The sequence below is a fragment of the Paracoccus onchidii genome, assembly GCF_028294535.1.
Classification (GTDB): domain Bacteria; phylum Pseudomonadota; class Alphaproteobacteria; order Rhodobacterales; family Rhodobacteraceae; genus Paracoccus; species Paracoccus onchidii.
Genome location: NZ_JAQBIE010000014.1, coordinates 1 through 25,503, shown reverse-complemented (window position 1 = coordinate 25,503; position 25,503 = coordinate 1). Strand labels below are relative to the sequence as shown.

Annotated in this window: 23 protein-coding genes and 4 pseudogenes; 15 read left to right on the top strand and 12 right to left on the bottom strand. The window is 59.3% G+C overall.

All coding sequences use genetic code 11. From position 1 onward, the window contains the following. Positions 1 to 10 precede the first annotated feature (10 nt). From PAF17_RS11990 to PAF17_RS11980, 3 genes are read right to left on the bottom strand one after another with little or no spacing between them, the layout of a single operon-like run. Positions 11 to 493, bottom strand: coding sequence for a tripartite tricarboxylate transporter TctB family protein (locus tag PAF17_RS11990; RefSeq protein ID WP_271889338.1), 483 nt, complete (start codon positions 491 to 493; stop codon positions 11 to 13). Between the two features lie 6 nt (positions 494 to 499). Beyond that, complete coding sequence (locus PAF17_RS11985) at positions 500 to 1,498, bottom strand: Bug family tripartite tricarboxylate transporter substrate binding protein (protein ID WP_271889337.1); 999 nt, start codon at positions 1,496 to 1,498, stop codon at positions 500 to 502. Between the two features lie 32 nt (positions 1,499 to 1,530). After that, positions 1,531 to 3,108 carry a sulfatase gene (locus PAF17_RS11980; protein ID WP_271889336.1) on the bottom strand — a complete coding sequence of 526 codons (1,578 nt, stop codon included), beginning with the start codon at positions 3,106 to 3,108 and terminating at the stop codon, positions 1,531 to 1,533. 108 nt (positions 3,109 to 3,216) lie between these two features. On the opposite strand from PAF17_RS11980, the gene PAF17_RS11975 reads away from it, so the two are divergent. The 8 genes from PAF17_RS11975 to PAF17_RS11940 all read left to right on the top strand — a co-directional run bounded on the left by PAF17_RS11975 (position 3,217) and on the right by PAF17_RS11940 (position 13,419). After that, the gene (locus PAF17_RS11975) at positions 3,217 to 4,107 is read left to right on the top strand and encodes a LysR family transcriptional regulator (protein WP_271889335.1); all 891 of its coding nucleotides are present in this window, start codon (positions 3,217 to 3,219) and stop codon (positions 4,105 to 4,107) included. A 473-nt stretch (positions 4,108 to 4,580) separates the two neighbouring features. Further along, a complete protein-coding gene (locus PAF17_RS11970; RefSeq protein ID WP_271889333.1) occupies positions 4,581 to 6,101 on the top strand; it encodes a sulfatase family protein in 1,521 nt (506 codons plus the stop codon). A 12-nt stretch (positions 6,102 to 6,113) separates the two neighbouring features. Then, positions 6,114 to 7,268, top strand: coding sequence for a mandelate racemase/muconate lactonizing enzyme family protein (locus PAF17_RS11965; RefSeq protein ID WP_271889332.1), 1,155 nt, complete (start codon positions 6,114 to 6,116; stop codon positions 7,266 to 7,268). Positions 7,269 to 7,296: 28 nt separating this feature from the next. Then, on the top strand, positions 7,297 to 9,216 hold the full coding sequence (locus PAF17_RS11960) for an ABC transporter substrate-binding protein (protein ID WP_271889331.1): 1,920 nt from the start codon (positions 7,297 to 7,299) through the stop codon (positions 9,214 to 9,216). Between the two features lie 80 nt (positions 9,217 to 9,296). Continuing rightward, positions 9,297 to 10,280: an ABC transporter permease gene (locus PAF17_RS11955; protein ID WP_271889330.1), complete on the top strand. Its 984-nt coding sequence runs from the start codon at positions 9,297 to 9,299 to the stop codon at positions 10,278 to 10,280. Next, positions 10,277 to 11,428, top strand: a complete 1,152-nt coding sequence (locus PAF17_RS11950; protein WP_271889329.1) for an ABC transporter permease — start codon at positions 10,277 to 10,279, stop codon at positions 11,426 to 11,428. The genes PAF17_RS11955 and PAF17_RS11950 overlap by 4 nt, the downstream gene beginning before the upstream one ends. Beyond that, positions 11,418 to 12,440: an ABC transporter ATP-binding protein gene (locus tag PAF17_RS11945; RefSeq protein WP_271889328.1), complete on the top strand. Its 1,023-nt coding sequence runs from the start codon at positions 11,418 to 11,420 to the stop codon at positions 12,438 to 12,440. The genes PAF17_RS11950 and PAF17_RS11945 overlap by 11 nt, the downstream gene beginning before the upstream one ends. Beyond that, positions 12,433 to 13,419 (top strand): ABC transporter ATP-binding protein, encoded by a 987-nt coding sequence (locus tag PAF17_RS11940; protein ID WP_271889327.1) that lies wholly within the window; start codon positions 12,433 to 12,435, stop codon positions 13,417 to 13,419. Before PAF17_RS11945 ends, PAF17_RS11940 begins: the two co-directional genes overlap by 8 nt. 367 nt (positions 13,420 to 13,786) lie before the next feature. On the opposite strand, the gene otnK is transcribed toward PAF17_RS11940, so the two are convergent. From otnK to PAF17_RS11925, 3 genes are read right to left on the bottom strand one after another with little or no spacing between them, the layout of a single operon-like run. Then, a complete protein-coding gene (gene otnK, locus PAF17_RS11935; RefSeq protein WP_271889326.1) occupies positions 13,787 to 15,043 on the bottom strand; it encodes a 3-oxo-tetronate kinase in 1,257 nt (418 codons plus the stop codon). Positions 15,044 to 15,064: 21 nt separating this feature from the next. Then, positions 15,065 to 16,156 (bottom strand): isocitrate/isopropylmalate dehydrogenase family protein, encoded by a 1,092-nt coding sequence (locus PAF17_RS11930; RefSeq protein ID WP_271889325.1) that lies wholly within the window; start codon positions 16,154 to 16,156, stop codon positions 15,065 to 15,067. 27 nt (positions 16,157 to 16,183) lie between these two features. Further along, a complete protein-coding gene (locus tag PAF17_RS11925) occupies positions 16,184 to 16,855 on the bottom strand; it encodes a GntR family transcriptional regulator (RefSeq protein ID WP_271889324.1) in 672 nt (223 codons plus the stop codon). Between the two features lie 148 nt (positions 16,856 to 17,003). Here PAF17_RS11925 and dctP point away from each other — a divergent pair, with 148 nt between their 5' ends. The 4 genes from dctP (at position 17,004) to PAF17_RS11905 (ending at position 20,044) form a co-directional block, all read left to right on the top strand. Then, complete coding sequence (dctP, locus tag PAF17_RS11920) at positions 17,004 to 18,020, top strand: TRAP transporter substrate-binding protein DctP (RefSeq protein WP_271889323.1); 1,017 nt, start codon at positions 17,004 to 17,006, stop codon at positions 18,018 to 18,020. Between the two features lie 61 nt (positions 18,021 to 18,081). Next, positions 18,082 to 18,597 carry a TRAP transporter small permease subunit gene (locus tag PAF17_RS11915; protein WP_271889322.1) on the top strand — a complete coding sequence of 172 codons (516 nt, stop codon included), beginning with the start codon at positions 18,082 to 18,084 and terminating at the stop codon, positions 18,595 to 18,597. Next, positions 18,597 to 19,910, top strand: a complete 1,314-nt coding sequence (locus tag PAF17_RS11910) for a TRAP transporter large permease (RefSeq protein WP_271889321.1) — start codon at positions 18,597 to 18,599, stop codon at positions 19,908 to 19,910. Before PAF17_RS11915 ends, PAF17_RS11910 begins: the two co-directional genes overlap by 1 nt. 11 nt (positions 19,911 to 19,921) lie before the next feature. Further along, positions 19,922 to 20,044, top strand: coding sequence for a hypothetical protein (locus PAF17_RS11905; RefSeq protein ID WP_271889320.1), 123 nt, complete (start codon positions 19,922 to 19,924; stop codon positions 20,042 to 20,044). 255 nt (positions 20,045 to 20,299) lie between these two features. Here the strand turns inward: PAF17_RS11905 and PAF17_RS11900 are convergent. After that, positions 20,300 to 20,599, bottom strand: a pseudogene (locus PAF17_RS11900) (IS3 family transposase); the annotation flags it as partial. A 159-nt stretch (positions 20,600 to 20,758) separates the two neighbouring features. Here PAF17_RS11900 and PAF17_RS11895 point away from each other — a divergent pair. After that, complete coding sequence (locus PAF17_RS11895; RefSeq protein ID WP_271889319.1) at positions 20,759 to 20,941, top strand: hypothetical protein; 183 nt, start codon at positions 20,759 to 20,761, stop codon at positions 20,939 to 20,941. A gap of 241 nt (positions 20,942 to 21,182) precedes the next feature. Further along, a complete protein-coding gene (locus tag PAF17_RS11890; RefSeq protein ID WP_271889420.1) occupies positions 21,183 to 21,353 on the top strand; it encodes a hypothetical protein in 171 nt (56 codons plus the stop codon). A gap of 18 nt (positions 21,354 to 21,371) precedes the next feature. Here PAF17_RS11890 and PAF17_RS11885 read toward each other — a convergent pair. The 5 genes and pseudogenes from PAF17_RS11885 to PAF17_RS11865 form a co-directional block, all read right to left on the bottom strand. Continuing rightward, a pseudogene (locus tag PAF17_RS11885) lies at positions 21,372 to 21,495 on the bottom strand (IS3 family transposase); the annotation flags it as partial. Continuing rightward, positions 21,458 to 21,853: pseudogene (locus tag PAF17_RS11880) on the bottom strand (IS66 family transposase); the annotation flags it as partial. The pseudogenes PAF17_RS11885 and PAF17_RS11880, both read right to left, overlap by 38 nt. Before the next feature lie 341 nt (positions 21,854 to 22,194). Further along, a complete protein-coding gene (locus tag PAF17_RS11875) occupies positions 22,195 to 23,628 on the bottom strand; it encodes an aldehyde dehydrogenase family protein (protein ID WP_271889318.1) in 1,434 nt (477 codons plus the stop codon). A 21-nt stretch (positions 23,629 to 23,649) separates the two neighbouring features. Beyond that, complete coding sequence (locus tag PAF17_RS11870; RefSeq protein WP_271889317.1) at positions 23,650 to 25,152, bottom strand: sugar ABC transporter ATP-binding protein; 1,503 nt, start codon at positions 25,150 to 25,152, stop codon at positions 23,650 to 23,652. Continuing rightward, complete coding sequence (locus tag PAF17_RS11865) at positions 25,149 to 25,310, bottom strand: hypothetical protein (RefSeq protein ID WP_271889316.1); 162 nt, start codon at positions 25,308 to 25,310, stop codon at positions 25,149 to 25,151. The genes PAF17_RS11870 and PAF17_RS11865 overlap by 4 nt, the downstream gene beginning before the upstream one ends. A 20-nt stretch (positions 25,311 to 25,330) precedes the next feature. Between PAF17_RS11865 and PAF17_RS11860 the strand changes: the two are divergent. Next, positions 25,331 to 25,503 (top strand): annotated as a pseudogene (locus tag PAF17_RS11860) (IS6 family transposase); the annotation flags it as partial.

Below are 25,503 nucleotides of genomic sequence, written 5' to 3'. Positions count from 1 at the left end.
GGTCTTTTCCTTACCAGGGAATATTCAGGCCGAACGTGCCGCCAGGCAGAACAACCGAGAGAATTTTTTCAAAGATAAATGCCAGTCCGAAGGCCATTCCCAATGCCACGAGAACCAGACGAAGGCCGGGCCGCGCGCCACATATCAGCATGACGGTCAAGGCCATCGGCGCCGTGCTGAGATGGTATCCCAACCAGTTCAGCCCCATCAGATACCCACCGAAAACCAACAACAAGGCAATCGCCCGTCCTCTGCCCTCGGTGCGAACCGGTGCGTCGAGCGATCTGCTTTTCATGAACAGCAGGATCGCCTGGATACCAATCAGCCCTCCAAGAAATATGGCGATGGCGCGGGGATAACTTGCGGCGTTGTCATAGGCCCCGCCAGAGGCGATCCCCTGTTCGACCATCGAGGTCGCAATCTGCTGGAATACCAGCATCACGAGGGCGGCAAAAAATGCCAATGCCACCCATTCCATCTGCCGCTTTGTCATGGCGGCTTACCGATCGAGACTGTGAAGTTGTTCTTCTTCCCAGATCAAGGCGTTGCCCATCGCCTCAAGCTGGGATTGAACCGAACTCAGGATCTCTTCATACTGGGTGTGATCCCACTCCAGTGGCACGAAACCAACGCGTTCGATAGCTTCCTGCACATCGGGGCGTTTCATTGCGGTTTCCATGGCATCGCGCAGCGTCGCCGTGACATCTTCGGGTGTATCGGGATGCACGATCCACCAAGTCCAGCCCATCGGGCCAAGCCCTGACAGGTTCAGATCAAGTTCAAGATCCGTGATCGCAGGCGCATCGTCATAGGACGCCTTGGCACCGGGCAACTCTGACATGACCAGAAGAATTTCGAAAGCGGCCGGATCAGCCTTGTAATCACCGACATTCACAAAAGAGAAATCCAGGATCCCCGACTTGAGATCCTTCACCGCATTGCCATCTTGCGTATACGGAACGTTCTGCGCGACAACGCCGTATGATTGCAGCACCTTTGCAATGACCATATGTGGCAGATTGTTGCGCGTCCCCGACGAATAGCGCAGCGCGCCCGGATTTTCCTTACCGTATTCCATCATCCCTTCGAAACTGGACCAGCGCGTTTCATCCGCCCGTCCTCCGATGGCAAAGGCATTCGAGACAGCGGCATGCAAGGGTTTGAAATCGCGGAAATCCCAATCCGCGTTTCCCAGGATCGGCTGCAGCAGCAGCGGCGCGACATAGCCGTCAAATACGGTATAACCATCCGCAGGCCGTTCCATTGCCATGATCTGACCCTTGGTGCCCGCCGCCCCCGGCACGGAAATCACGGGCATGTTCTCACCCAGCTCCTCGCCCATTGCCTTGGCGATGATCTGGCTGACGGACATGGCATTTCCCGGCCCCCAGGGATGGACAAGTTCGACGGTTCGTTCGGGAAACTCGGCGCGTGCCACGCCCAGTGTCGTTGCAGAAATCACGACCGCCGCAAGCAGTCCCTTGATTGTCGTTCTCATGGCTTCTCCTCCTCAAGAAATGGTATGGACCTTCACGCCTGCTCGGGAATCTGCGCGGCCATCTGTGCTGACAGACCGAAGCGGCCGTATATCTCATGCGGTGCGTCATGCCGGCGGAAATGCCCGACAATCGCGCATCGCAACCGTTCAATCGCGGCCGGATCCTCGATTGGTTGCTTCTGGCCCGGATCGCTGTGCAAGTCGTAAAGGACGGTTTCGCATTCCTCCAATGTCTGACCATCATTGCCGACCTGACTATTGCAGGATGAAAGCCGCAGCCGCATGACTGGCGCCCCTTTCGTAAAATCGAAGGGCGGGCTGAGCTTGGCCGTCTTCAGTTCATCGATATCAAACAGTGATGACAGATGCGCCGGCATCAACGTGTAGATATCCAGCTCCTGCTGGTTTGGATCATCGGGATACAGGAAGTAACTGTATCGCCCGTCGGTGGCACAGACAGGCCCGCCAAACATCCCAAGGATCACATCGTCATGTCCGGCGACATCTGCCCTGAGTGCCGGCATCAACGACGTTGCCGTCACTGTTTCCGGCAGGTCACAGCCATGCATCTCCAGAAATGTCGGCATCAAATCCGGTGTCTGCGTCAAGCCTGCGCGCCGTTCTCCGGCCGCACATTCAGGATGCCAGACCATCAGCGGAATATGTGAGACCTCTTCGTAATAGGGCATGCGGTTCTTGCCCCACCAATCATGTTCCGACAGCAGGAACCCGTGATCGGTCGTCAGAACCAATGCGGTATCTTTCCACAGATCATATCTGTCGAAATAGTCCAGAAGTCTTCCGAAATACTCATCACACATTGCGACCAGAGCAGCATAATTGCCGCGTATTTCGGCGATCTCCTGCGCTGAATTCGACGTCCGTTCATAGAGGGGCCAATCCAGCGATTTACCGTTATACCCGCTTGCATAGGCATTCTTGAACCTTTCGGGGGCGACGAAAGGCTCATGGGGGTCGAAACATTCAAGTTGCAGAAACCAATCGTCGCCCCCCCTGTTCAAATCAAGGAAATCAAAGGCCGCTGCAAAGCATTTGGCAATCGGATAGTCGCCCTCTTCCTGCAGGAAATCGCGATTGATGGCTGCACGCGACCGTTTCCACGCCATCTTCGGCGAATTTCCACGTGTGGCGGCCCCGTCGGGCAGGCCCTCTGTTGGATATTGCTGCTGGTCAAACTGCATCCGGATCTTGTCGAGGTCGGGCACGACAACCGGCTTTAGCGGATCATATTCCTGCCCGCGTATGTAATCCCAGCTGTCAAACGCATTGGCATAGCCCCATCCGCCATCCTCGAAATAGTGCAGGTGATCGGTCACCAGATGCGTATAGACCCCCTTCTTGCTCAGTGTGCGTGCATAGGATTCATCAAAAGGTTCCAGTGGCCCCCAATGACGATGCAAGAAATTCAGCCGGCCTGTATGCAGATCCCGCCGTGCAGGCATGCAGGGCAAACTGCCGACATAATGCGTGTCAAAGGTCACCGAACGCCGCGCAAACCGATCAAAATTCGGCGTGGCAATCCCGCTATCGGCATAAGCATTCAGTGCAAGCCGGTTTAGGGAATCGAACAAGACAAAAACGGTTCGCATTGCTGTACCTTTCAGAACGCCAGAAATTTCAGGTCAGCGCAGGTTGCAGCAGAAAATCTATTCTGTAAATTTGAAAGAATTAATGATTGCATTCGAAAAAGGAATACAATGGAAAAGAACCTCGCTGCGTTCATGGCCGTGGCCCGCCTTGGATCGCTTACATTGGCCTCCGACCATCTGGGCCTGACTCAACCGTCCGTCACGAAACGGATCGCCAATCTCGAAGCCGATTTCGACACCCCATTATTCGAACGCAGCAGGCGCGGCATGACCTTGACCGAAGCGGGGGAATTGGTCCTGAACCGGGCAAAGCGCATCGAAGATGAGTACCGGTATTGCCGTGAGGAAATCGCCACGATCCGCACCAGCGGACTTTCGGTGTTGCGTGTCGCAGCGGGACCGTTGTTTCATCTGAGTTGGGTTTCGGGCCTGTTTGCCAGCCTGAAAGATCAGTTTCCGCAGCTCAGACTGGAACTGATCGCCACGACATCGCAGCCCAATTGGCAGGCATTGCTCAACGGGCAGATCGATGTTTATCTCGGCGTTCTGAACGATGTCGATCCGGATGCTGACATCTGCTCTCAGCATGTCGCGATGATCGAACACGGGATCGTTCTGCGTCCCGATCACCGGCTTGCCCATGAAAGCCCCGTCGATCTTACGCAAATGACCGCGGAAAAATGGGTGATATTTGGTTCTGACCCTGAAACCGAAAGCCGGTTGCGCAGATCGGTATCGCCGCAGGATGACAGCGCCGATATCATCGACATCCGCACTGCGTCATTTTCAACCGGCTTGCAACTGGTCAAGGACGGGCCGTTCGTTATGTCGGCACCGCTGCAACTGGCGAACCATGCAAAGACACAAGGCCTGTTGATCCTGCCGACCTTGCAAGGCTTGCCACGCCGCGAGGCTGGAATCCATATGCGTCCCAGCTCAAAGGGGTATGGAGCAATGCAGGCGATCCTGAAACACTTTGAAAGTGTTGCATTTCCATAAAGTTGTCACAATTGGCAAGGCCAGACATTTACATGGCCACAGAACCTTCGCGACCATTCTCAGCGGCATGGCGAATGTCGCCCCGCATACCCGCGCGATAGCATCCCAAGTGGAAACGCGGCCAATCACCTGACCGAGCGGCATACTGGCCCCATGTCCGAAGCACCCCGCCGCCATCAGGCCGCGATCACCCAAGGGTGGGCTGCACGGCGTGGTTTCACCCATTCTCGACATGGCATCGCGACCAGGATCCGCCTTCGGGTGAATGCCGCCATATCGGCGGTGATCCCGGTGCGGCGGCCCTTGTAAAACGCATCAACAAGATCAATAAACGATACAATTTACAAAATAGTCGACTAAATTTCAGTTATCGTATAATAATAAATCGAATCGTGCCTTGAGGAGATCGAGATGTGCTGCAGTTCAAAGGCTAGGGCCGAAGAAAGAAGATCGTTGCCGTGGACGGATGCGGCATGAGTCGTTCACCTGACATCTTGCTGATCACCACCGACCAACAACGTGGCGACTGTATTGGCGGAGCGGGACGGGGTGTTCACACACCGAACATCCAGCGCATTGCAGATCGTGGCGCGCGTTTCGACACCTGCATTTGCCCCCACCCGATGTGTCAGCCGGCACGGGCGTCGATCCTGACGGGCAAGCTGCCCTATTCACATGGCGTGCGTGACAACGGGCGCAACCTCGACCCGCGTCTTGCGGATGAAGGGCTCGGCGCGATCTTTTCCCGGGCGGGGTATGAAACGCGATTTATCGGCAAGGCGCATCTGTCGACGCATGAAACATTCGAACCGACCGGCTTTCCCGAATGCTACGATTCCGTTGCAACCTATGAAGAAGCCTGGGCCGGACCTTACATGGGGTTTGAAAACGTCGCCCTGACCCTTCGTCCACACCATCATTGCGGCTGGAAAGACAAACCTTTCACCCTGCACTACGAAAACTACCTCGATCGGGATGGTCAGGGCAAAACCCGCTGGGACCGTGCGAAAAAGGCAGTGCCTCCGTTTACCACGCATAACCAGGTCTGGCGTTCGGACCTGGAAGATGAATGGATGTCAACCGCCTGGGTGGGCGAAAGAACCCTCGACATGCTGAACGAGGATCGCGACCGCCCGCTGATGTCCTGGGTGTCGTTCCCCGATCCGCACCCACCGTTTCTGGCCGCTGCCCCCTGGTCCACGATGTACGATCCAGAGAAGATCGATCTGCCGCCACATCGCAGACTGGACCTGGATCGTCGTCCCTGGTGGCACCGTGCCTTCCTGGAAAGCCCGGCCCGCCGCACACAAAAGCGCAAACATGCCGAGGACCAACCCTATTGGGGGAATGACGACGCATTGCAGGACGCGGATCTGCGCGATGTCATCGCAGTCTATTACGGGATGATTGCAGCAATCGACCACCAGATCGGCCGCATTCTCGATGCCCTGGAAACCAGCGGCAGGCTGGAAAACACCATTGTCATCTTCACCTCTGACCACGGCGAATGGCTGGGCGATCACGGCCTGCTGCTGAAGGGACCGATGCTCTATGACGGATTGCTTCGCGTGCCTCTGGTCATGTCGGGGCCAGGCATTGCCACGGGCCGCTTCGATGAACCGGTCTCGACGCTGGATCTGCGCGCAACGCTGACCGAGCTTTGCGGCCTGACCGTGACCGGGGACGATGGCACATCGCTGACCGATGTCATGGCCGGAGCGACCCGCGAGGTTGCCCATAACGAATGGGAGGTCGATGCAAGCCGCAGCGGTGTTGACCTCGACCTGCGCACCGTGCGGTCGAAAACCCACCGCCTGTCCGTGGATCTGAAAAGCGGCGCAGGCGAGCTTTACGACCTTGCCGCCGATCCGCACGAAATGACCAACCTCTGGGACAGTTCCAGCGCCGCGTCCATTCGGGACCGGTTGACGGCAACCATCGTCGAGGAACGTCCCAGCATTATTCCCGCCGCGCCACGCGTTGGCTGGCACTGAAAGGCTTATTGCATGTCCAAGATTACCGCCATCGAACCACTCCTTGCCCGTGTCGGGATTCGCAACCAGTTGCTGGTGAAGGTCTCGACCGATGACGGCCTGATCGGATGGGGGGAATCCGGTCTGTCGGCCCGAGAAGGCGCCGTCGCAGCGACGATCCAGCATTTCGCCAGCTTTCTGATCGGCAAGGATTCCAACCAGATCGGCCGCATCTGGCAGGAAAGCTACCGCAGTCAGTATTTCGAAGGTGGTCGCGTACTGACCGCTGCCATGTCGGCCATCGACATCGCGTTGCATGACATTCTGGGCAAACGTCTCGGCGTGCCGGTTTATCAATTGCTTGGCGGCAAGCAGCGCGACGAGATTCCGACATTCCCCAGCGCCCAATCCGCCAACCTCGATGAATTGATCGCCAAGGCGCGGGTTCTGGTGGACGCAGGATGGGACTGCCTGCGTATCTATACGGGAGAGTTCAACGGAGATGGCGCTTTCGACCCGCGCAAGAACCTAAATCAAGCATCGAAAGAACTGATCGCGCTGCGCGAAGAATTCGGCAGCGATCTGGTGCTGGGCATTGACCTGCATCACCGCCTGTCCATCGCCGAAACGGCGGATTTCTGCAACCGGCTGCCTGCCGGCACGCTGGACTTCCTTGAAGAACCCATTCGCTGCGAAACACCCGAGGCCTATCGCACCCTGCGGTCCATGACGAATGTCCCTTTCGCCGTCGGAGAAGAGTTCTCATCGAAGTGGCAGGCTGCGCCCTATATCGAGCAGGGGCTGACCCAGTATATGCGGCTGGATATCTGCAACATCGGCGGTTTCACCGAGGCGATGAAGGTCGCCGGCTGGTGCGAACGGCATTATATCGACTTGATGCCGCACAACCCGCTTGGCCCGGTCTGCACCGCGGCCACCATCCACATGGCCGCGGCGGTCCCGAATTTCAGCTGGGCCGAGACGCGGCAGGGTCCGACCGAGGATCTTGGCTTCCACGACAGAGAATTGTTCCCCGTTCAGATCCCGCTCGACGGCATCACCTACAAGGTGCCCGACAGCCCGGGCCTTGGAATCGAGGTCAACGAAGAGAAGATCAGGGCAACAACACCCACCCACGTCGAACCGCCGCATCTGTGGCGGCCGGATGGCTCTGTCACCAACTGGTGACAATTTCCAACGGAGGAGGAGAAGGTAAATGAACAAATGGCTGACAAGCACGGCACTTGCCTGTGCGCTGGCCCTTGTGGCTTCGGATCAAGCCCTGGCGTTCGAGGAGGCGCCGGAGCTGACTGAAAAGGTCGCTGCGGGCGAATTGCCGCCGGTCGACGAACGCTTGCCGAGCGATCCATTGGTAATGGACCTTGTCGAAGCGCCCGGCGAATACGGCGGCACCTTGCGCCGCGCCATCCTTGGCGGTGGCGACCAGCACAATCTGGTCCGCACCATCGGAAGCGACAACATGGTACGCTGGTCCCCGGACTGGTCCGAAGTGCGCCCGAACATCGCCAAAAGCTGGGATGTGTCCGAGGACGCCTCGACCTTCACCTTTCATCTGCGTGAAGGGATGAAATGGTCGGACGGCGCGCCATTCACCGCCGACGACATCATGTTCTGGTACGAGGATGTCTTCACCAATCCCGACCTGACGCCCAACAAGGATTCGACCTTCGTCGGCCCCGCCGGTCCGGTCAAGCTGCGCAAGATCGACGACTACACCGTGGCCTTCGATTTCGGCGCACCCAACGGGCTGTTCCTGCAGGCGCTGGCCTATGGCTTTGGCTATCATCCGACGGCCTATCCCAAGCACTACCTCAGCCAGTTCCACAAGGATCACAACGCGAATGTCGATGATCTGGTGGCCAGCGAACCCGCCGCCGGCGATTGGGTTCAGCTGTTCAACCTGAAGGCCGGGCCGATGGATACGCCGCTGTTCTGGCAAAATCCCGATCGCCCCACACTGCACGCCTGGCACCTGACCAATGCCTACGGCGCCACCGACCGCGTTGTGGCCGAGCGCAACCCCTATTACTACAAGGTGGACAGCGAGGGTCAGCAACTGCCCTATATCGACCGGATCACCTATGATCAGGTCGAGGATGTCGAGACCATCCTGCTGAAGTCGTTCAATGGCGAAATCGACTACATGCTGCGCCATATCGGCCGGCCCGCCAACAAGGCGGCGCTGACCGACAACATGGAACGTGGCCAGTACCGTTTCTATGATGTCGGCGACCTGCCGGCCAACATCATGATCCTGATGATGAATCTCAACCACAAGGATCCGGTCAAGCACGAGATCATCAACAACAAGGATTTCCGCATCGGTGTCAGCCATGCCATGAACCGGCAGGAGATCATCGATCTGCTGTATTTCGGCGCGGGCACCCCGGCGCAGACCGCCCCGCGCGAAGGGACCGAGCTGTACAAGGACTGGTACGCCAAGCAGTTCACCGAATACGATCTGGACCTTGCCAACGAATATCTCGACAAGGTGCTGCCAGAAAAGGATGACGAAGGCTTCCGCCTTGGACCGGATGGCGAACGTTTCTCGCTGATTTTCTTGGTCGCGGATGTCTTTGGCCTGCAATATCCCGACGCGATGGAACTGATCGCCAGCTATGCGCGGGATGTCGGCCTCGATTTCCAGATCCGCGCCACAGACCGGTCACGGCTGATCGAGCTGCATACGTCGAACGATTTCGATGCTTATCTTTGGAATTGTTCGGGCGGGCAGGCCGACGCCTATACCTCGCCGATCTGCTATGTGCCGACCATCTCGAACTCGGTCAGCTGGGCGCGCGAATGGGCGGCCTGGGGTGTTGATCCCGCGACCGGAGAAGAACCACCGCAAGCGGTCAAGCACATATTTGACACCTACAAGCAGGTCCGCGCCGCCGCCGTGCCCGAGGAGCAGAAGGAACTGATGCAGAAGGTGCTGGACATGGCCGCCGAGCAGTTCTTCACCATCGGCCTGGTCCAGAACGACCCCGTCTTCGGCATCGCGCGCAACAACCTGCGCAATGTGCCCGACCCGCTGCCCATCGCGGGCCAGCTATGGTTCCCGGCGCCCTATACCGCACAGATGTATTTCGAGGGCGGCGCCAACCTGCCGTAACATAGAAGTACATCATGAGGTGCCCGGTCTCCTCCCGGCTGGGCACCTCGATATTCACATCGAACAGGAACGGAGCGGACATGGGTGGCTTCATCCTCCGAAGGGTTCTTTACATGATCCCGACGGTCTTTCTGGTCTCCATCGTGACCTTCATCATCATCCAGTTGCCGCCGGGTGACTACCTTGACACCCTGGCCGCCGAGATGGGCGAAGCCGGTGTCGACAACAGCGCCGTCGTCGAACAGCTGCGTGAACAGTACGGGCTGGGCCAGCCGATGTACCTGCAATATTGGAAATGGATGTCCGGCATCCTGCTGGAGGGCGATTTCGGGATCTCGTTCGAAAAGAACCTGCCAGTGACCGACGTGATCTGGGATCGACTGGGCTGGACCTTCGCGATCTCGCTGCTCACGCTGGTGTTCATCTGGGCGGTGGCGCTGCCCATCGGCATCTATTCCGCGGTGCGCAAATACTCTGTCGGGGACTATGTGGCCACATTCTTCGGCTTCGTCGGCCTTGCAGTGCCCAACTTCCTGCTGGCGCTTGTCATGATGTATGTGGCCTTCAAGTATTTCGGCCAATCGGTCGGTGGGTTGGTCAGCCCCGAATACCTGGACCAGCCCTGGTCCTGGGCAAAGTTCGGCAACCTGTTGCAGCACATCTGGATGCCGGTTTTCGTCGTCGGCACCTCTGGTGCCGCTGCCCTCATCCGCATCATGCGCGCCAACCTGCTGGATGAGCTTTACCGTCCTTATGTCGTGACCGCACGCGCCAAGGGCATGTCGGAATTTCAGCTTCTGATGCGCTATCCCGTGCGCGTTGCGCTGAACCCTTTCATCTCGACCATCGGGTGGATCCTGCCGACGCTGGTGTCGGGCGAGATCATCGTCGCCGTGGTCATGAACCTGCCCACCACCGGACCGCTGCTGCTGCGCGCATTGCTGGTGCAGGACATGTATCTGGCAGGATCGCTTATCCTTATCGTCAGCATGTTGACGGTGATAGGCACGCTGCTGTCCGATGTTCTGCTTGCCTGGGTCGACCCGAGGATACGTTACCAATGACCGCCATCGACACCGCCACCACCACCGAATCTCAGGCCGCCGAGTCGGTAGATGCCCCCGCGCTGCTTGGCCCATGGGCCTTGATGTGGCGCCAGTTCCGCCGTCACAAGATCGCGTATTTCAGCCTTTACATTGTCGGCTTCATCTATCTGGTCGCGCTGTTCGGCGAATTTCTGGCCCCTTCAGATTATCTTGCAACCAACACCCGTGCTCCTTTTGCCCCCCCGCAAGGCGTCCATGTCTTCACCGAGGGCGAGGACGGAAGCCGCGACTTCCAGCTCCACGCCTATGGCTTGAAGATGGAAATCGACCGCGAGGCGATGCGCCGCCACTTTGTGGAAGACCCTGAAAAGATCATTCCGTTGGGTTTTTTCGTGGAAGGCTACGAATACAAGCTGCTTTGGCTGATCCCGACCAATCGACACTTCTTCGGCCCCAAGAACCCTGCGGACAAGGTCTATTTCTTCGGCGCCGACCGGCTGGGGCGCGACATCCTGAGCCGGATCATCATGGGCACGCGTATTTCCATGTCCATCGGCCTTGTCGGAGTCGCGGTCTCATTGATCGTGGGGGTCAGCCTTGGCGGGTTTTCGGGCTACTATGGCGGTTGGGTGGACAACGCGATCCAGCGCCTGATCGAGTTCCTGCGTTCAATCCCCACGATCCCGCTATGGATGGGCCTCGCCGCGGCGATCCCGCTGGATTGGCCGCCGCTGCGCACCTATTTCGTGGTAACGCTGATCGTTTCAATGATCGGCTGGACAACGCTGGCCCGCGAGGTGCGTGGCAAGTTCCTGTCGCTGAGGCACGAGGATTTTGTCACCGCCGCACGATTGGATGGTCTTTCGGACTGGGAGGTGATCCGCAAACATCTCGTTCCAAGTTTTGCCAGCCACATCATTGCCTCGCTCACCCTTGCGGTGCCGCTGATGATCCTGGCGGAAACCTCGCTGTCCTTCCTTGGCATCGGACTGCAACCGCCCATCGTATCCTGGGGCACGCTGCTGAAAGAGGCCCAGAACATCCGCACCATCATCGAAGCGCCCTGGCTTCTGATCGCCCCCGGCTCGGTTATCGTGATTGCCGTGCTTGCCCTCAACTTTCTAGGAGACGGCCTACGCGATGCCGCAGATCCCTATGCTCAATGACACTGCAAAACCGCTGATCGAGATACAGGGGCTGAAGACCCACTTTTTCACCGATGACGGTCTGGTCAAGGCAGTCGAAGGTGTGGATCTCGATATCCTGCCTGACCGAACGCTTTGCCTGTTGGGGGAATCGGGTTGTGGCAAGTCAATTCTGGCGCGCTCGATCCTGCGCATTGTCGACGCACCGGGGAAAATTACCGGCGGGACAATCCTCTATCATGCGGCGGACGGGCGCACCGTTGATCTGGCACGCGCAAGAGCCGGGTCCAGAGAGTTGCGGTCGATCAGGGGCAGCGACATCGCCATGATCTTCCAGGAGCCGATGTCCTCGCTCGGGCCCATCCAGAAGATCGGACGCCAGATCACGGAAACCATCCGTCTGCACCGCCATGTCACCAAGGCCGAGGCCCGCGAAGAGGCCATCGAAATGCTGGCACGCGTCGGCATTCCCCGTCCGGCGGAACGGTTCGAATCCTTTCCTTTCGAGTTGTCGGGCGGCATGCGCCAGCGCGCGATGATTGCGATGGCGCTGTCCTGTCAGCCGCGCCTTCTGATCGCGGATGAGCCGACCACCGCGCTGGACGTGACCACGCAGGCACAGATCCTCGACCTGATCGCCGAGCTCAAGGAAGAATTCAAGATGGCAGTCATGCTCATCACCCATGACCTGGGCGTCGTGGCCGAGGTCGCCGATGACGTGGCGGTGATGTATATGGGCAAGGTCGTCGAGAAATCGGACGTTTACGGATTGTTTGAAAACCCGCAGCATCCCTACACCCGCGCACTGCTTGAATCCGTGCCGCGCATCGGCGTGGCATCGCGCGACCGACTGCCGGCCATTCGCGGCATGGTGCCCCATCCACTGGCGCGCCCCTCGGGTTGCACCTTCCGGACGCGCTGCGATCAGTTCATGAAAGGTATCTGCGATCTGAAAGAACCGCAGTTGAAACCACAGGACGAGGGCCAGGTGGCCTGCTTCCTGCACGACGAGGAGGCACGTGCCAATGTCTGAGGCCATTCTCGAGATCAAGGACCTGACCATGAGCTTCGGCAACACCAAGGGTGGCTGGTTTTCCAAGCCGCAAACCGGTTTTGTCGCAGTGGACGCGGTGTCATTCGAGGTAAAACGTGGGGAAACCTTTGGCATCGTCGGCGAAAGCGGCAGCGGCAAGACCACGTTGGGCCGCTGCATCCTGAGGGTGTTGGACCCTAGCTCCGGATCGATCCGTTTCATGCCCAGAGAAGGCGGCGAGGTCGAACTGGCCGATGCGCCGCTCGACCAGCTGCGGCAGGTCTGGCGCAAGGTTAGGATGATCTTCCAGGATCCACAGGCCTCGCTCAACCCGCGTCTGCGCGTAATCGACGTGGTCGGTCAGGCGTTGCAGAAGACCGAAGGACTGAAGGGAAAGGCGTTGAGTGAACGCGTCGGCACGCTTCTTGAAAATGTCGGGATGCGCCGCGAATTCATGCACCGCTATCCCAACGCCTTTTCCGGCGGCCAGCGCCAGCGGCTGGGCATCGCCCGCGCCCTGTCCACACAGCCCGAACTGGTGGTCGCGGACGAGGCGGTCTCGGCACTGGACGTGTCGATCCAAGCGCAGACCCTGAACCTTTTGCAGGATCTTCAGGAAGAATTTGCGCTGACTTTCCTTTTCATTGCTCATGATCTTGCCGTGGTAGAGCATATCTGCGACCGTGTCGCGGTGATGTATCGAGGTCAGTTCGTCGAGGTGGCCGATACAGAAACCCTTTTTCGCAACCCGCAGCACCCCTACACGCGCGCCTTGCTGGACGCGGTGCCGGTGGCCGATCCGCGCAAACGCCGCCGCACCACGGGCAAGGCCGCAACGGTGGATGTGGGCGCCCCACCCAAGGGTTGCCGATTTTCTACCCGCTGTCCGCATGCCACGGACCTGTGTCGCAGCACCCGCCCCCCCGCGCAGAAGATCGGCGGCGCGGATGTATTGTGCCACTATGCCGGACAAATCTAACGCGAGATTGATACCAATTTGGATCAGGGTGTTATGCTTGGCTGATGATCTATCAGAACAGAAACGCATGACGAACAGAAGACGACAATTGATCAGGACGCTGAAAAGACCAGTGCGCTCAACGCCAACGCCTCGAAAGCATCCAGCGCGCTGCCCGTGCCATCGGGGACTGGACAAAGCTTCACAACTATTGCCGAACGCGTCAGACAGCTGCCATGTGCGCCCATAAGAGGCGTCCGGGTTAACGATCTTGACTAGAGCAACTCCTTCCGGGTCAATATATGCGATCGCGGAGCCACAAGGAGTTGCCGGCCAGCTGTCAGCCCGCACTGAAACAACCTTCGCGGGTGGTATACGGAACTGACGCTCATGGCAGGGTCGCAAGGGCGCGGCGAAAGAAATCCGGTTGCCCGAAATTGCCGGATTTGAGTGCCAGGGCAAGGCTGGCGTCCGGCGCCGTGGTCCAAGGCACGCCCGGCGCGATCGATGCCCCGATGCGCAGCGCGGTCAATCCCAGCGCCGTCACCACTGCCCCCGAGGTTTCTCCCCCGGCGACGACAATCCGGTTGATCCCCATGGAGGGCAGGCTCTGTGCCAGCCTCCCCATCAATGTCTCGATGGCGCTGCCAGCAACCTCCGCGCCGAAACGCGCCTGCAACGCCGTGACCTCGGCCGGATCGGCAGAGGCCTGAATCAGCAGCGGCCCCGCGGGATGCGCGGCAATCCAGTCAAGCGTCTCGGGCAGGATATCCTCACCCGCCGCAGCCCGCTCGGTATCAAGCTTCAATATCGGCCAGTCTTTGGCCACCTCGGCAATCTGTCCGCGTGTGGCCGCCGAGCAGCTGCCGGCCAGCACGATCCCCCGCCCCGGTGCGAGCAATTTCAGCGGATCGTCTGACCCGGCGGCCCTGCCCCAAAGCGCCCCCAAGGACATCCCCAATGCCGAGCCACCTGTGACCAACCGATGGCCGCGCGCTGCGTGGGCGATAGACACAAGATCATCAGCAGCAGTCGCATCAACGACACCGTAGGAAATGCCGGCTGCCTTCAACGTCTCGATACGCGCGGCAATCGCCCCGGCGCCGGCGCGAACCGTGGCAAGATCTACCAACCCGACGCGGCCCGCGCTTTGCTGTTGCATCAACGTCACCACGCTGGATTGGCGCATCGGGGTCAACGGGTGATCCTTCATCGGGCTGTCAGACAGGAGCAGATCGAAGACAAAGAGATGACCCTGATAAACTGTCCTGCCATTCTCTGGGAATGCCGGGCAGATCAACGCGAAGTCCGTCTTCAGCCGGACCCGAAGGGCATCAGAGACGGGACCGATATTCCCCTCGGGTCGGCTGTCAAAGGTCGAGCAATACTTGAAAAAAACCTGCTCCGCACCTCGCGCGTCCAACCAGTCGGCGGCAGCAAGCGATTGCGCGACGGCCTTGGACGGTGCGATGGTTCGGGTTTTCAGCGCGATCACCACGGCATCGACGGTGGAAAGATCGATCCCGCCATCGCCATCGGGCACGCCGTTCAGCTGCGCCACGCGCAGACCCGCACGCTGCATGAGGCTGGCCAGATCGGTTGCCCCGGTAAAATCGTCTGCGATACCGCCGATTAGAAGCGTCACTTGCTATCCTTTCGCATCTTGTCAGGAGGCCAGAAGCGCCAGCAATTCGTCCGTGACGGCACGGGTGCCCATATCGCCCCCGAACTCCATGGGGCGCAGGCGGTTCTCGGCGAAACCCCGATCAACCGCCCCCTCGATCAGCGCGGCAGCCGCGCCATAGCGTGGATCGGTCAGCTTTTCGTCAAGGTAGTCCAGCATCAACGCCCCGCTGAGGATCGCGGCCAGCGGGTTTGCCTTGTCCTGCCCCATGATGTCTGGCGCGCTGCCATGAGCGGGCTGAAACAGACCGGTGCTGTCGCCAATCTCTGCACAGGCTGCCATGCCCATACCGCCAACAAGCCCCCCGGCCAGATCCGACAAGATGTCACCGAACATGTTCTCTGTCACCATCACGTCGAAATCCCAGGGGCGGCGCACCAGGTCGAGCGCCTGCGCATCGACATAATTGTACCCGGTTTCAACATCCGTGTTTTCGGCGGCGATCTCGTCAAAGATCTTTCGAAAGAACGCCATCGAGGTGAAAACATTCGCCTTGTCGACACAGGTCAGTCGCCCGGATTTGCCACGCTCGCGCCGCTTGCGTGCGAGTTGGAAGGCAAAGCGGTGCAGCTTTTCAGTGGTGCTGCGGGTGATGCGCAATGTGTCGCGCACCTCGGCATCGTCAATGATCTGGCTGCGCTTGTGCACCGCGGCGGAATAGAACAACCCTTCGGTGGATTCGCGCAGGATCACCATGTCGATGCCCGCCGCCCGCGGATCGGCCAACCGCTGCGGCGCATTGGGATAGGCTTTCACCGGGCGCACCCCGGCATAAAGCCCAAAGCGGTCGCGCAGGCGCAGGTGGGGTGAAATCTCGGTGCCGTCATCATGGCGAACACTGGGAAGACCGATGGCCCCAAGAAAGATCGCGTCGGCCGCGCCGCAACGCTCTTCGCCGCCCGGCTCGATATCCACACCATGCGTCGCGTAATGCCCCGCCCCGGCAAAGATCTCGTCATATTCTATTTTCGTGGCACCGGCCTTGTCGCAGGCGGTGGAAACGATGGTCATCGTGGCGTCGGAAACATCCACTCCTATGCCATCCCCCTTGATGAGGGCTACCTTGGCTTTCATGTCCAAGTCCTTGCTGTTGATTTTCTTCTAAAGCTGCTGCAGCCGGAAAGTGTCGAGTATGCCAAGCAACTCGCGCGCCGCCCGTTCGCGGTGCTCGCGGAACACGACGCGCACCTTGTCGGCCTCACCGCGGCACAGCAGATCGAGAATTTGCGCGTGTTCCTCGGTGGATTTTTCCGGCATCTCGCGCAGGCGCAGCGTAATGATCCGTGCCCTATGCGCCTGATCATACAGATGCATGACAAAGGCCTTTCGTCTTTGATTGCCCGCAGCCTCCAGCAGAGAAACATGGTATTGGTCATCTGCCTTGGCCCAAGCGTCGAGATCCTTTGCCGCCAATGCCACGCGCATCCCGTCTAGCGCCTTCTGCAACGCGCGCCGGTCTGCGTCCTCCAATCCACGTTGTGCAAGCTCTGCCGCCGCCTCGGGCTCGATCGCCTTCAGCAGCTCATAGATCTCCTGCATATCCTCGGCCTTGATCGGCAGCACTCGTGCGCCGCGACGTGGCTTCAGTTCGACCAGCCCTTCGGCCTCAAGACGGATCAGCGCCTCTCGAACGGGCGTTCGGCTCATGCCCAGTCGCATGGCATATTCCGCCTCTGGTGCCTGATAACCCGGCGACAGGCTATTGGTTCTTATCTCGGCCCTGAGCCGCTCATAAGCGTCATCGGTGCGTGAAATCTTGAGTTTTTCCGTCATGAGCGCCTCCTTTCTACGACCTAACCTTTTTTAAAATGCGTTGTCAAATTTTTTAATGCATACATTGACGCGTTCATTAATTCTTCATAAGGTGGCCGAGCAGTGCAGACCTGATGGTTTGCGCAATGAGATTCCGAGGGAGGACATCGTGAAGACATTATTGACCACCATCGCCGCCGCCGCGCTGGCTACGCCGCTGATGGCGCAAACCCAGTTGCAGGTTCAGACCTCAACCCAGTCAGGGGGATTTTCCTTTCGTTATCTCGACGAACAATGGACAGCAAAGCTGGCCGAGATGACCGATGGCGAGGTTGCGCTTGAATTCCTGCCGATCGATGCGGTGGTTCCTCGTACCGAAACCCCCGAAGTCGTGGCGGCAGGCGTGCTGGGTGGCGATCTGACCTCGGTTGCCTATTTCTCGGGCCGCGATCCTGCCTTCGCGATTCTCGGTGATCTGATCGCGGGCTATGACACGCCTCAGCAGGTGCAGGATTTCTGCCGCGTGGGTGGCGGCGCCGAGGCGCTGCAGGAACTGTGGGACCAGCTTCTTCCCGATCAGATCCATGTAATCGGCTGCGGCGCAGTTTCGAAGGAAGCCCTGGTGAGCGCGGTTCCAATTCGCGGCGTGGACGACCTCCAGGGCGTCAAAATCCGCTCACCCGAAGGGCTGGCCGCGACGGTCTTCAGCAAGGCCGGAGCAAGCCCGGTGAACATTCCCTTCTCAGAGGTTTTCACATCGCTGGAGAAAAAGGTGGTCGATGCCGCCGATGCCTCGGCTTATGTGAATAACGACCAGAACGGGTTTCACGAGATTGCGACATATCCGCTATACCCGGGCATTCATTCGATGGCGGTGCACCAGTTCACCGTGGGTCAAACCTTCTGGGACGGCCTCTCGCCCGAGGCGCAGGCGGGCCTGACCGAATGGTTCTACGCCGCCTATGCAGATCTGGCTTCTGCGCTGCACGAAGAAGACGAGAAACTGGCCGAGCGTGACCGCGCAGGCGACAAGATCGAAGTCATTGACTGGGCGCAAGAGGATCGCGACCGGTTCCGCGAGATCGCCGTCGAAGCCTGGGAAGAGACCGCAGACAAGTCCCCGGCCGCGCGCAAGGCGCTGGATGCGCAGATGGCCTATATGCGGTCCATCGACTTGCTGGACTGATCCCCGACCGGCACGGCCCCCGCTGCGGGGCCGTGCGCTTTGTGCAATCTGGATGAACGACATGATGGCAAAACTCGCCACGGGCGTGAGCCGCCTGAACCTGATCGTCGGACGCATGTGCGGAATGTTCTACGCCGCTGCCGTGTTGCTGGCGGTCTTTGAAGTGTTCAGCCGCTACGTCCTCGACGCGCCGACGGTATGGTCGAGCGAAATAGTCCTTGCCCTGTGCGGGACGGCATGGATCCTCTCTGCCGGGCCGGTAAGCCGCCAGAACCGGCATATCACGGTGACCGTGCTGGAACTGGTGCTGGGGGCGCGCGTCTGGCGCATGCTGCAACGCATTGCGCTGGCAATCACGACGCTGGCCGTGATGGGGCTGCTTTACGCCAGCCATATCCCTTTCCTGCGCACACTGTCCCATATGGAACGCTCGGGCAGCGCCTTCAATCCACCATTGCCCAGCTATCTTCGGGTGATGCTGATGATCGGGCTGACGCTGTATCTTGCGCAGACCCTGGTCGCCCTGTTCTCACCCCTGCCCCCGGCAGCAGCTGACACACCGCAGGAGGGTGATTGATGGGTATCGAACTGATCACTGCGCTGATCATCCTGGGGCTGTTCAGCCTCATGGCGATCGGCGTGCCGCTCGGTGCTTCGACGCTGATCGTATCACTGACAACGGCGTATCTGAATTATGGCGTGAACGGGCTGGCGCTTGTGTCGTCCAATGTGCTGCATGTCTTCGAGAAAGAGACCCTGATCGCAGTGCCCTTCTTCGTGCTGATGGCAAACATCCTCGAACGCGGCGGGGTCGCGCGTGAGCTGTTCCAGTCAATGGCGATCCTCGGCGGGCGGTTGCGCGGCGGTGTGGCGGTGCAGACCGTCTTTGTCTCGGTGATCCTTGCCGCGATGAGCGGCATCGTCGGTGGCGAGATCGTGCTTCTGGGCCTTATCGCCCTGCCCCAGATGTTCCGGCTGGGCTATGATCGCAAGCTGTCCATCGGCACCATCGCGGCGTCGGGTTCGCTGGCGACGCTGGTGCCGCCATCCGTGGTGTTCATTGTCTACGGTGCCGAGGCCGGGGTGTCGATCAAGGCGTTGTTCACCGGGGGAATCCTGCCGGGTCTTCTGCTGGCCAGCCTCTATGTCAGCTATATCCTGATCCGCACCCGGCTGAATCCGGCGCTTGGTCCCGCCTATGACGCCCCCGAGGCCGCGCTGCCCTTCACCGGAAGGATCCGACATATGCGTGGGCTGATCATGCCTGCCGTGCTGATCGGCGGTGTTCTCGGCTCGATCTATCTCGGCATCGCGACGGTGACGGAATCTGCGGCCATCGGTGCCGTAGGGGCTTTGTTGCTGGCGTTGCTGCGGCAGGAATTGTCGACATCGGACCTCAAATCCGCACTCTGGAGCACGACCGTCACCACCGGTTCGATCATCTGGCTGATCGTCGGCGCCGTAAGCCTTGTCGGCATCTACAATCTTCTGGGTGGAACGCGTTTCCTGCGCGGGGTGCTGACCGGGATGGATGTCGCGCCAATCGTGGTCATCCTGGTGATGATGGCAATCATCATGGTGCTTGGCACCTTCATGGACTGGATCGCGATTGTCTTCATCACCGTGCCGGTCTTTGCGCCGGTGGTGGTCGACCTGGGTTACGACCCGGTCTGGTTTGGCATCCTGTTCGCGATGAACATCCAGATCTACATGCTGTCACCCCCTTTCGGACCAGCCTGTTTCTACCTCAAGAGCGTGGCCCCGAAGGATGTGACGCTGCAGGAAATTTTTTCCGCCGTGTTGCCCTTTATCGGCCTGCAACTGATCGGGCTGGCTCTGGTCATCATCTTCCCGCAGATTGCCCTTTGGCTGCCATCGCTTTCAAACTGACGGAGTGATCCATGCAAGACCATGACGACGACGCACCCATTCATGAATATGGCTGGTGGCCCGAGATTGCCGGGGTGCTGGCGGTCGCGGCGGTGGTGTGGTTCCTCTTCATCTTCGCCACGGGCAGCATCTGAGCGCGCCTCACAACCCGATCGGCCTGCCCGGGATTGCCACGACAATCCGGGGCAGGTTTTGGATGTCATCGGAATGCCTCAACTGCGATCCATACCAGATGATCCACGGCCCGTTTCAACCGTTGCATCTGCGCATTGGCGCTACTATGCCCAACAAGAATGTATTTCTTCATGCCAATCTCCACACCATGTTCACTTGTCACGGCGCCGCCAAGTGACGGGTGATCCAGCCCCCATTTCACCGGACACCTAGACGCTGCCATTGTCAGGGAACAGCTCGACCTGCTCCAGCGGTTGATAGGCGTCCAACCGGTGCTCAACCGCCTCCCGCAGCATGTCACGCATATCCGGTCCGCTGATCCCGGCATCCGCCGTCCGCCAGGAGATGATCTCGCGGTCATGGGCGTCGATCAGGAAAGCCGCCCGGATGACGTCACCATTCCAGCAGGTGAACGCGAAGCCGTCACTGCACCAACGCAGGTTCGAGCGCATCATCACCACCTTGCCGTCATGGTTCCGTCCGCGCCGGTCAAATCCGCATGGCTGAAGCAGCAGATCGATACACTCCATGGCAAGCTTCCGGCGGCGGCTGTCTGATTTCGGGATGGATCCGATGGTAAGTCCGACTTTATCAACCGCCCTCAAATCGAAGTTCTTTCTGCCGCTGATGGTGAACGCCGCCGGTATTGGTCGGATGATGACAAACTGCGCCTTGTGGAGGACAGCTTCATCGGCCACCGCCAGGCGGCAGCCACAGCGCGGCGGCATGGCATTTGCCGGTCGCTGCAGACAACCTGGCGGCGGCAGTATCGAAACGGTGAGCTTTGGTCTTCTCGCCCGGTAGCTTTTGCCGGTGACTGTGACGAAAGCGCCCGCGCCACAGACCAATTCAGTTGATCCCTGTCCGCCTCCGGGCTGTCAGGTTGGGATAGCCCTGCCGAACGGGCGCCGGGTCACCGTGCCGGTGAGCCGGTCGGGCGAAGCGGTGCAGATCTCGGCGGCGCAGTTGGGCTATCTTCTGGAAGGCATTGACTGGCGCAATCCACGTTGGACGCAATGCCCTATAAAGGCTGGATAAATTTCGAATAAAAGCCTGTTTTTATTGGTGTCCCGTGGCTCCGGCTGGTAAATATTGGCCATGTCGAATACCGCCTCCGAACTCACCAGATTGCGCACTGCCCTGGCCGCCGCCGAGGCGCGTGCAGATGTGGCGGAAAGCGAGCTGGCACAGGCCCGAGCGGTTGTCTCCTGCTCGGAAGCGATGATCCAAGAGCTCAAGATCGAAATGGACCGTGGGCACGCGCGCTGACCTCGCCACAGCCTACGCCAGATGCTTACACTCCATGATGCGATAGACGCGCTTATGGGTTAGCAGGCGGTAAGCCCTGCATACGCAGCTCCCGGTTCAAAATGGTGGTAATGCAACGGTAGCCATAGGTCGGGCGCTTCGAGCCCATTCATCTTGGCGGTTTCGATCAGCGTCATGGCGCGGGCCAGGGTTTCACCGCCGGTGTCGGATCCAGCGAAGAGCCCGTTTTTCCGACCGGTGCCGATGGGGCGCAATGCCCGTTCAGCAGCGTTGTTGTCGATGGCGGCTCGGCCATCGGCCAAGAACAAGCTGAAGGCTTCCTGTCGACGGAACGCATAACGGAAGGCTTTCGCCAGAGCGCCCTTGCCCGGAATGCCGGACAACTGCGCTTCAACCCGGGTCTTGAAGGCCATGACCTTGGGCCGGCTGTGCTCCCGACATAGGCCGAGCCGCGCCTCGGCCGGTTGACATGACAGGCATGCGTTCAACCCGAACAGAGCTGCCTATACGTGAAACTCTTGCCAGCCTGTAGGCAGCCGAAGTAGTGACCGCCCTGGTCTATGGTGACACGGGGCGGAACACCGTGCGTGGCGAAGGCCCGTATGAAGAACCTGCAGGCCGCGTTTTAAGCGGCGCATATTTCATGATCCCGCAGTGCAGTGTGGCATGGTCGATTGCAACGCCTCACTCCACAAGGATTTCTCCGGGATCGTGGGACGACACAGCGCAGTCGTTGCGACAGCACCCCGGACGCAGCCAAAGCCTGGCTGCGCGATCACTTGGCAGCCGCACGGGAACAGATCCAGCAGGTCTGATGATCTGCCGCGTGATTTAGCCCCGATCAGTAGCGCTGATAGACCGTTCGCTTTTGCAAGTAACCTTCGATCCCGTGAACGCCGTCCTCGCCGCCCACACCGGATAGCTTGTGGCCGTTGTGATAGCCTTGGATATAGCCGACGATGCCGCTGTTCAGGAAAATCGTTCCGGTTTCCAACCGTTGGATCGCATCCATATAAACCGACGGATTCTGCGTCCAGAGATAGGCGGACAGCCCGTCCGGGCGCGAATTTGCGACCGCCAATGCCTCTTCATAATCAGCAACGCGAACCACCGGCAGAACCGGACCGAAAATTTCTTCCTGCACAGCCGCGGTTTCAGGCGTGGCATCGACAAGAACCGTTGGCTCGTACCAGTTTCCCGATGCAAAAACCGCAGCTTCGGGGCGCTTGCCACCAAGTGCGACCTTGGCCCCGGACGCGACGGAATCGGCCACGATACGCTCGACGCGCTGCAAGGCATCCGCGGTCGTGATCGGCCCCATGCCGCCATTGACCGCCGGATCTCCAAGCTGGATTTCGGCCGCATATGCCAATAGTTTCTCGGTAAAGGCGTCGGCAACGGAATCTTCGACCAGCACCGATTCACTGCAGATGCAAACCTGCCCGGCATTCGCAAAACGCGCCTGCACACATGCTGCCGCGGCGGCATCCAGATCGGCATCCTTCAGCACGATGAACGGCGCGCTGCCGCCCAGTTCCAGCGACAGGGCCGTGATGTTCTGCGCCGACGCCTTGGCAACCGCCTGCCCCGCCCTGATCGAGCCCGTCAGCGTGATCATTCGGACAATCGGGCTTGCCACCAGCGGCGCCCCCACTTCGCCGCCGGTTCCCGTGACCATGTTGATCACACCCGGCGGCAAGCCAGCTTCCTCCACGATGCGGCAAAAAACCGAAGCCGTGACTGGGGTCGCCTCATGTGGCTTGAGGATCATCGTGTTGCCAGTCACCAGCGCGGGACCGGCCTTTCGGCCAATCAGCGCCAGCGGATAGTTGTAGGCGCAAAGACCCAGTGTCACGCCATAGGGCACGCGATAGACAAACAATTGTTCCCGCGGGTTGTCCGACGGAAAAATATCGCCGCGCAGCCGGCGGGCCGCCTCGGCGGAATAGGTCAGATAGCGGATCGTATCCGTGACCTCGCCCGCCGCCTCGGCACGAGACTTCCCCTGTTCCTTGACCAGCAATTCTTCGAACAGATCGCGTTCGCGTTCGATCCCCTCGGTAATCCTGTAGATATAGGCCGCACGCTCGACGGGCGGCAGCAAGGCCCATTCCTTTTGGGCGCGCTGAGAACTGGCCAGGGCGCGCGCCACATCTTCGCCCGTACAGGCCGGGACTTCGGCCCAGACCTCGCCATTCGCGGGGTTTTGCACCTGCATCCGGGCACCGTTCGAGGCTTCGACCCATTCATTGTCGATAAAACTCTTGTAAAACATGTCTGAAACTCTCCTCGGCGTTCAGTGCGATTGACCAACGCCGGCCATGTCGGCCAGCATCTGATCCTTATCGAAAGCGGGATAGGCATATTCGGCAACGGTTTCGCCCTGATACATCGTGATCACCCGGTCAGCGAGCATGATGACCTCATCGATCTCGTAGGACAGGATGAGAATGGCGACGCCGCGCTGAGCCAGTTCTTCGATGATCCGATAAATGTAAGCCTTGGCGTGAACGTCGATGCCCCGTGTCGGCTCTAGCAGGATCAACAGCCGCAATTCTTCGTCCAGCCAGCGCGAGAAACAGATCTTTTGCTTGTTCCCTCCGCTCAGAAAGCGGATTTCCTGATTGGGCGAGGATGTCTTCGTCGAGGTGTCCCGGATCGCCTTTGCGACCGTCTTGTCGATCCTCGCGCCGTCTATCAGACCGCCGCGCGCGAATTTTTCGAGATAGGGCAACGCGATATTGTCGCGCACGGACAACACCGGCAGAATGCCGTTCTTGTCACGGTTCTCGGTGACAAGCCCCATTCCATCCTGCACTGCCTTTGCCGGACCGCGCCCAGGCTGCAAGACCTGTCCCAGATAGGTCACCGTGCCCAAGTATCCAGCATCAAGCCCGAAGACCGCCTTGGCAAGCTCTGGTGCACCACAGCCGCGCAGCCCCGTCAGCACCACGATTTCGCCCGCATGAACATCAAGCGAGATGTCCTCATAGCTGCCCTGATGGCAAAGCCCCTCGATCGACAGGATCTTGTCGCCGCTGATCTGCTTGTGCGGTTTGACGAACTCATCAAGCTCGGCACCTGTCATCGAACGGATGACAAAATCCTCGGTCGTCTCGGCGGTAGGTTCGGACAGAACGATCACGCCATCGCGCATTACTGTCACCTCTTCGGCGATGCTAAAGATTTCCGGCATATGATGCGAGATATAGATGATGGCGATGCCTTCGGATTTCATCCGGCGAATAAACTCGAACAGCATTTCCTTATCTTCTTCGGACAGCGCCGAAGTCGGCTCATCCATGACGATCAGCCAGGCATCGGACATCAAGGCACGAATGATCTCGACGATCTGCTTCTCGCCCGAATTCAGCTCTCGCACGGGTTTGTTGGGATCAAGCTTCAGGCCAAAGCGGTCCAACTGCTCTTTCACCTGCTGTGCCATTTCACGCTTGTTGGTGAAGGGCGTCCCGGGATAAGTCAGCTCGCGGCCGAGAAAGACATTTCCGGCGACCGTCAACTCGTTGATCAACGACAGTTCCTGATGGATCATGACGATTCCGTGCCTGCCAGCATCGGCCGGCGCCGCGATCTCGATATCCTGATCGTCGATCTGAATCGTTCCCTCATCGCGCTGATAAACGCCGCCAAGGATCTTCATAAGCGTTGATTTTCCGGCACCGTTCAAACCGACCAGTGCATGAACCTCGCCCGCGGTGCAGGAAAAATTCACATCGTCCAGTGCACGGTTGGACATGAAGCTTTTTCCGATACCCTTCATTTCCAGTCGCTTGGTCATGATGATTTCCCCCGCTGCGTCAAGGTATCCAGCAGCACCACCCCCAACAGGATCAGTCCCTTGATCAAGCTTTGCAGATATGGATTGGTGCCCGTCAGAACGAGGCCATTGATGATGATGCCGTAAAGCGGCATTGTAAAGTTATGGTCGGCTGCCACGGGATGTGGGACATGGCAACATGACTCACGCTCGCCTTTATAGCCACCACCGTTTCCCGCCTGATGTTATCGCCTATGCGGTCTGGCTGTATTTCCGCTTTCCGCTGAGCCTGCGGATGGTAGAGGACCTTCTGGCCGAGCGCGGCATCATCGTGTCGCATCAAACGGTGCGAGCTTGGGCAGATAAATTCGG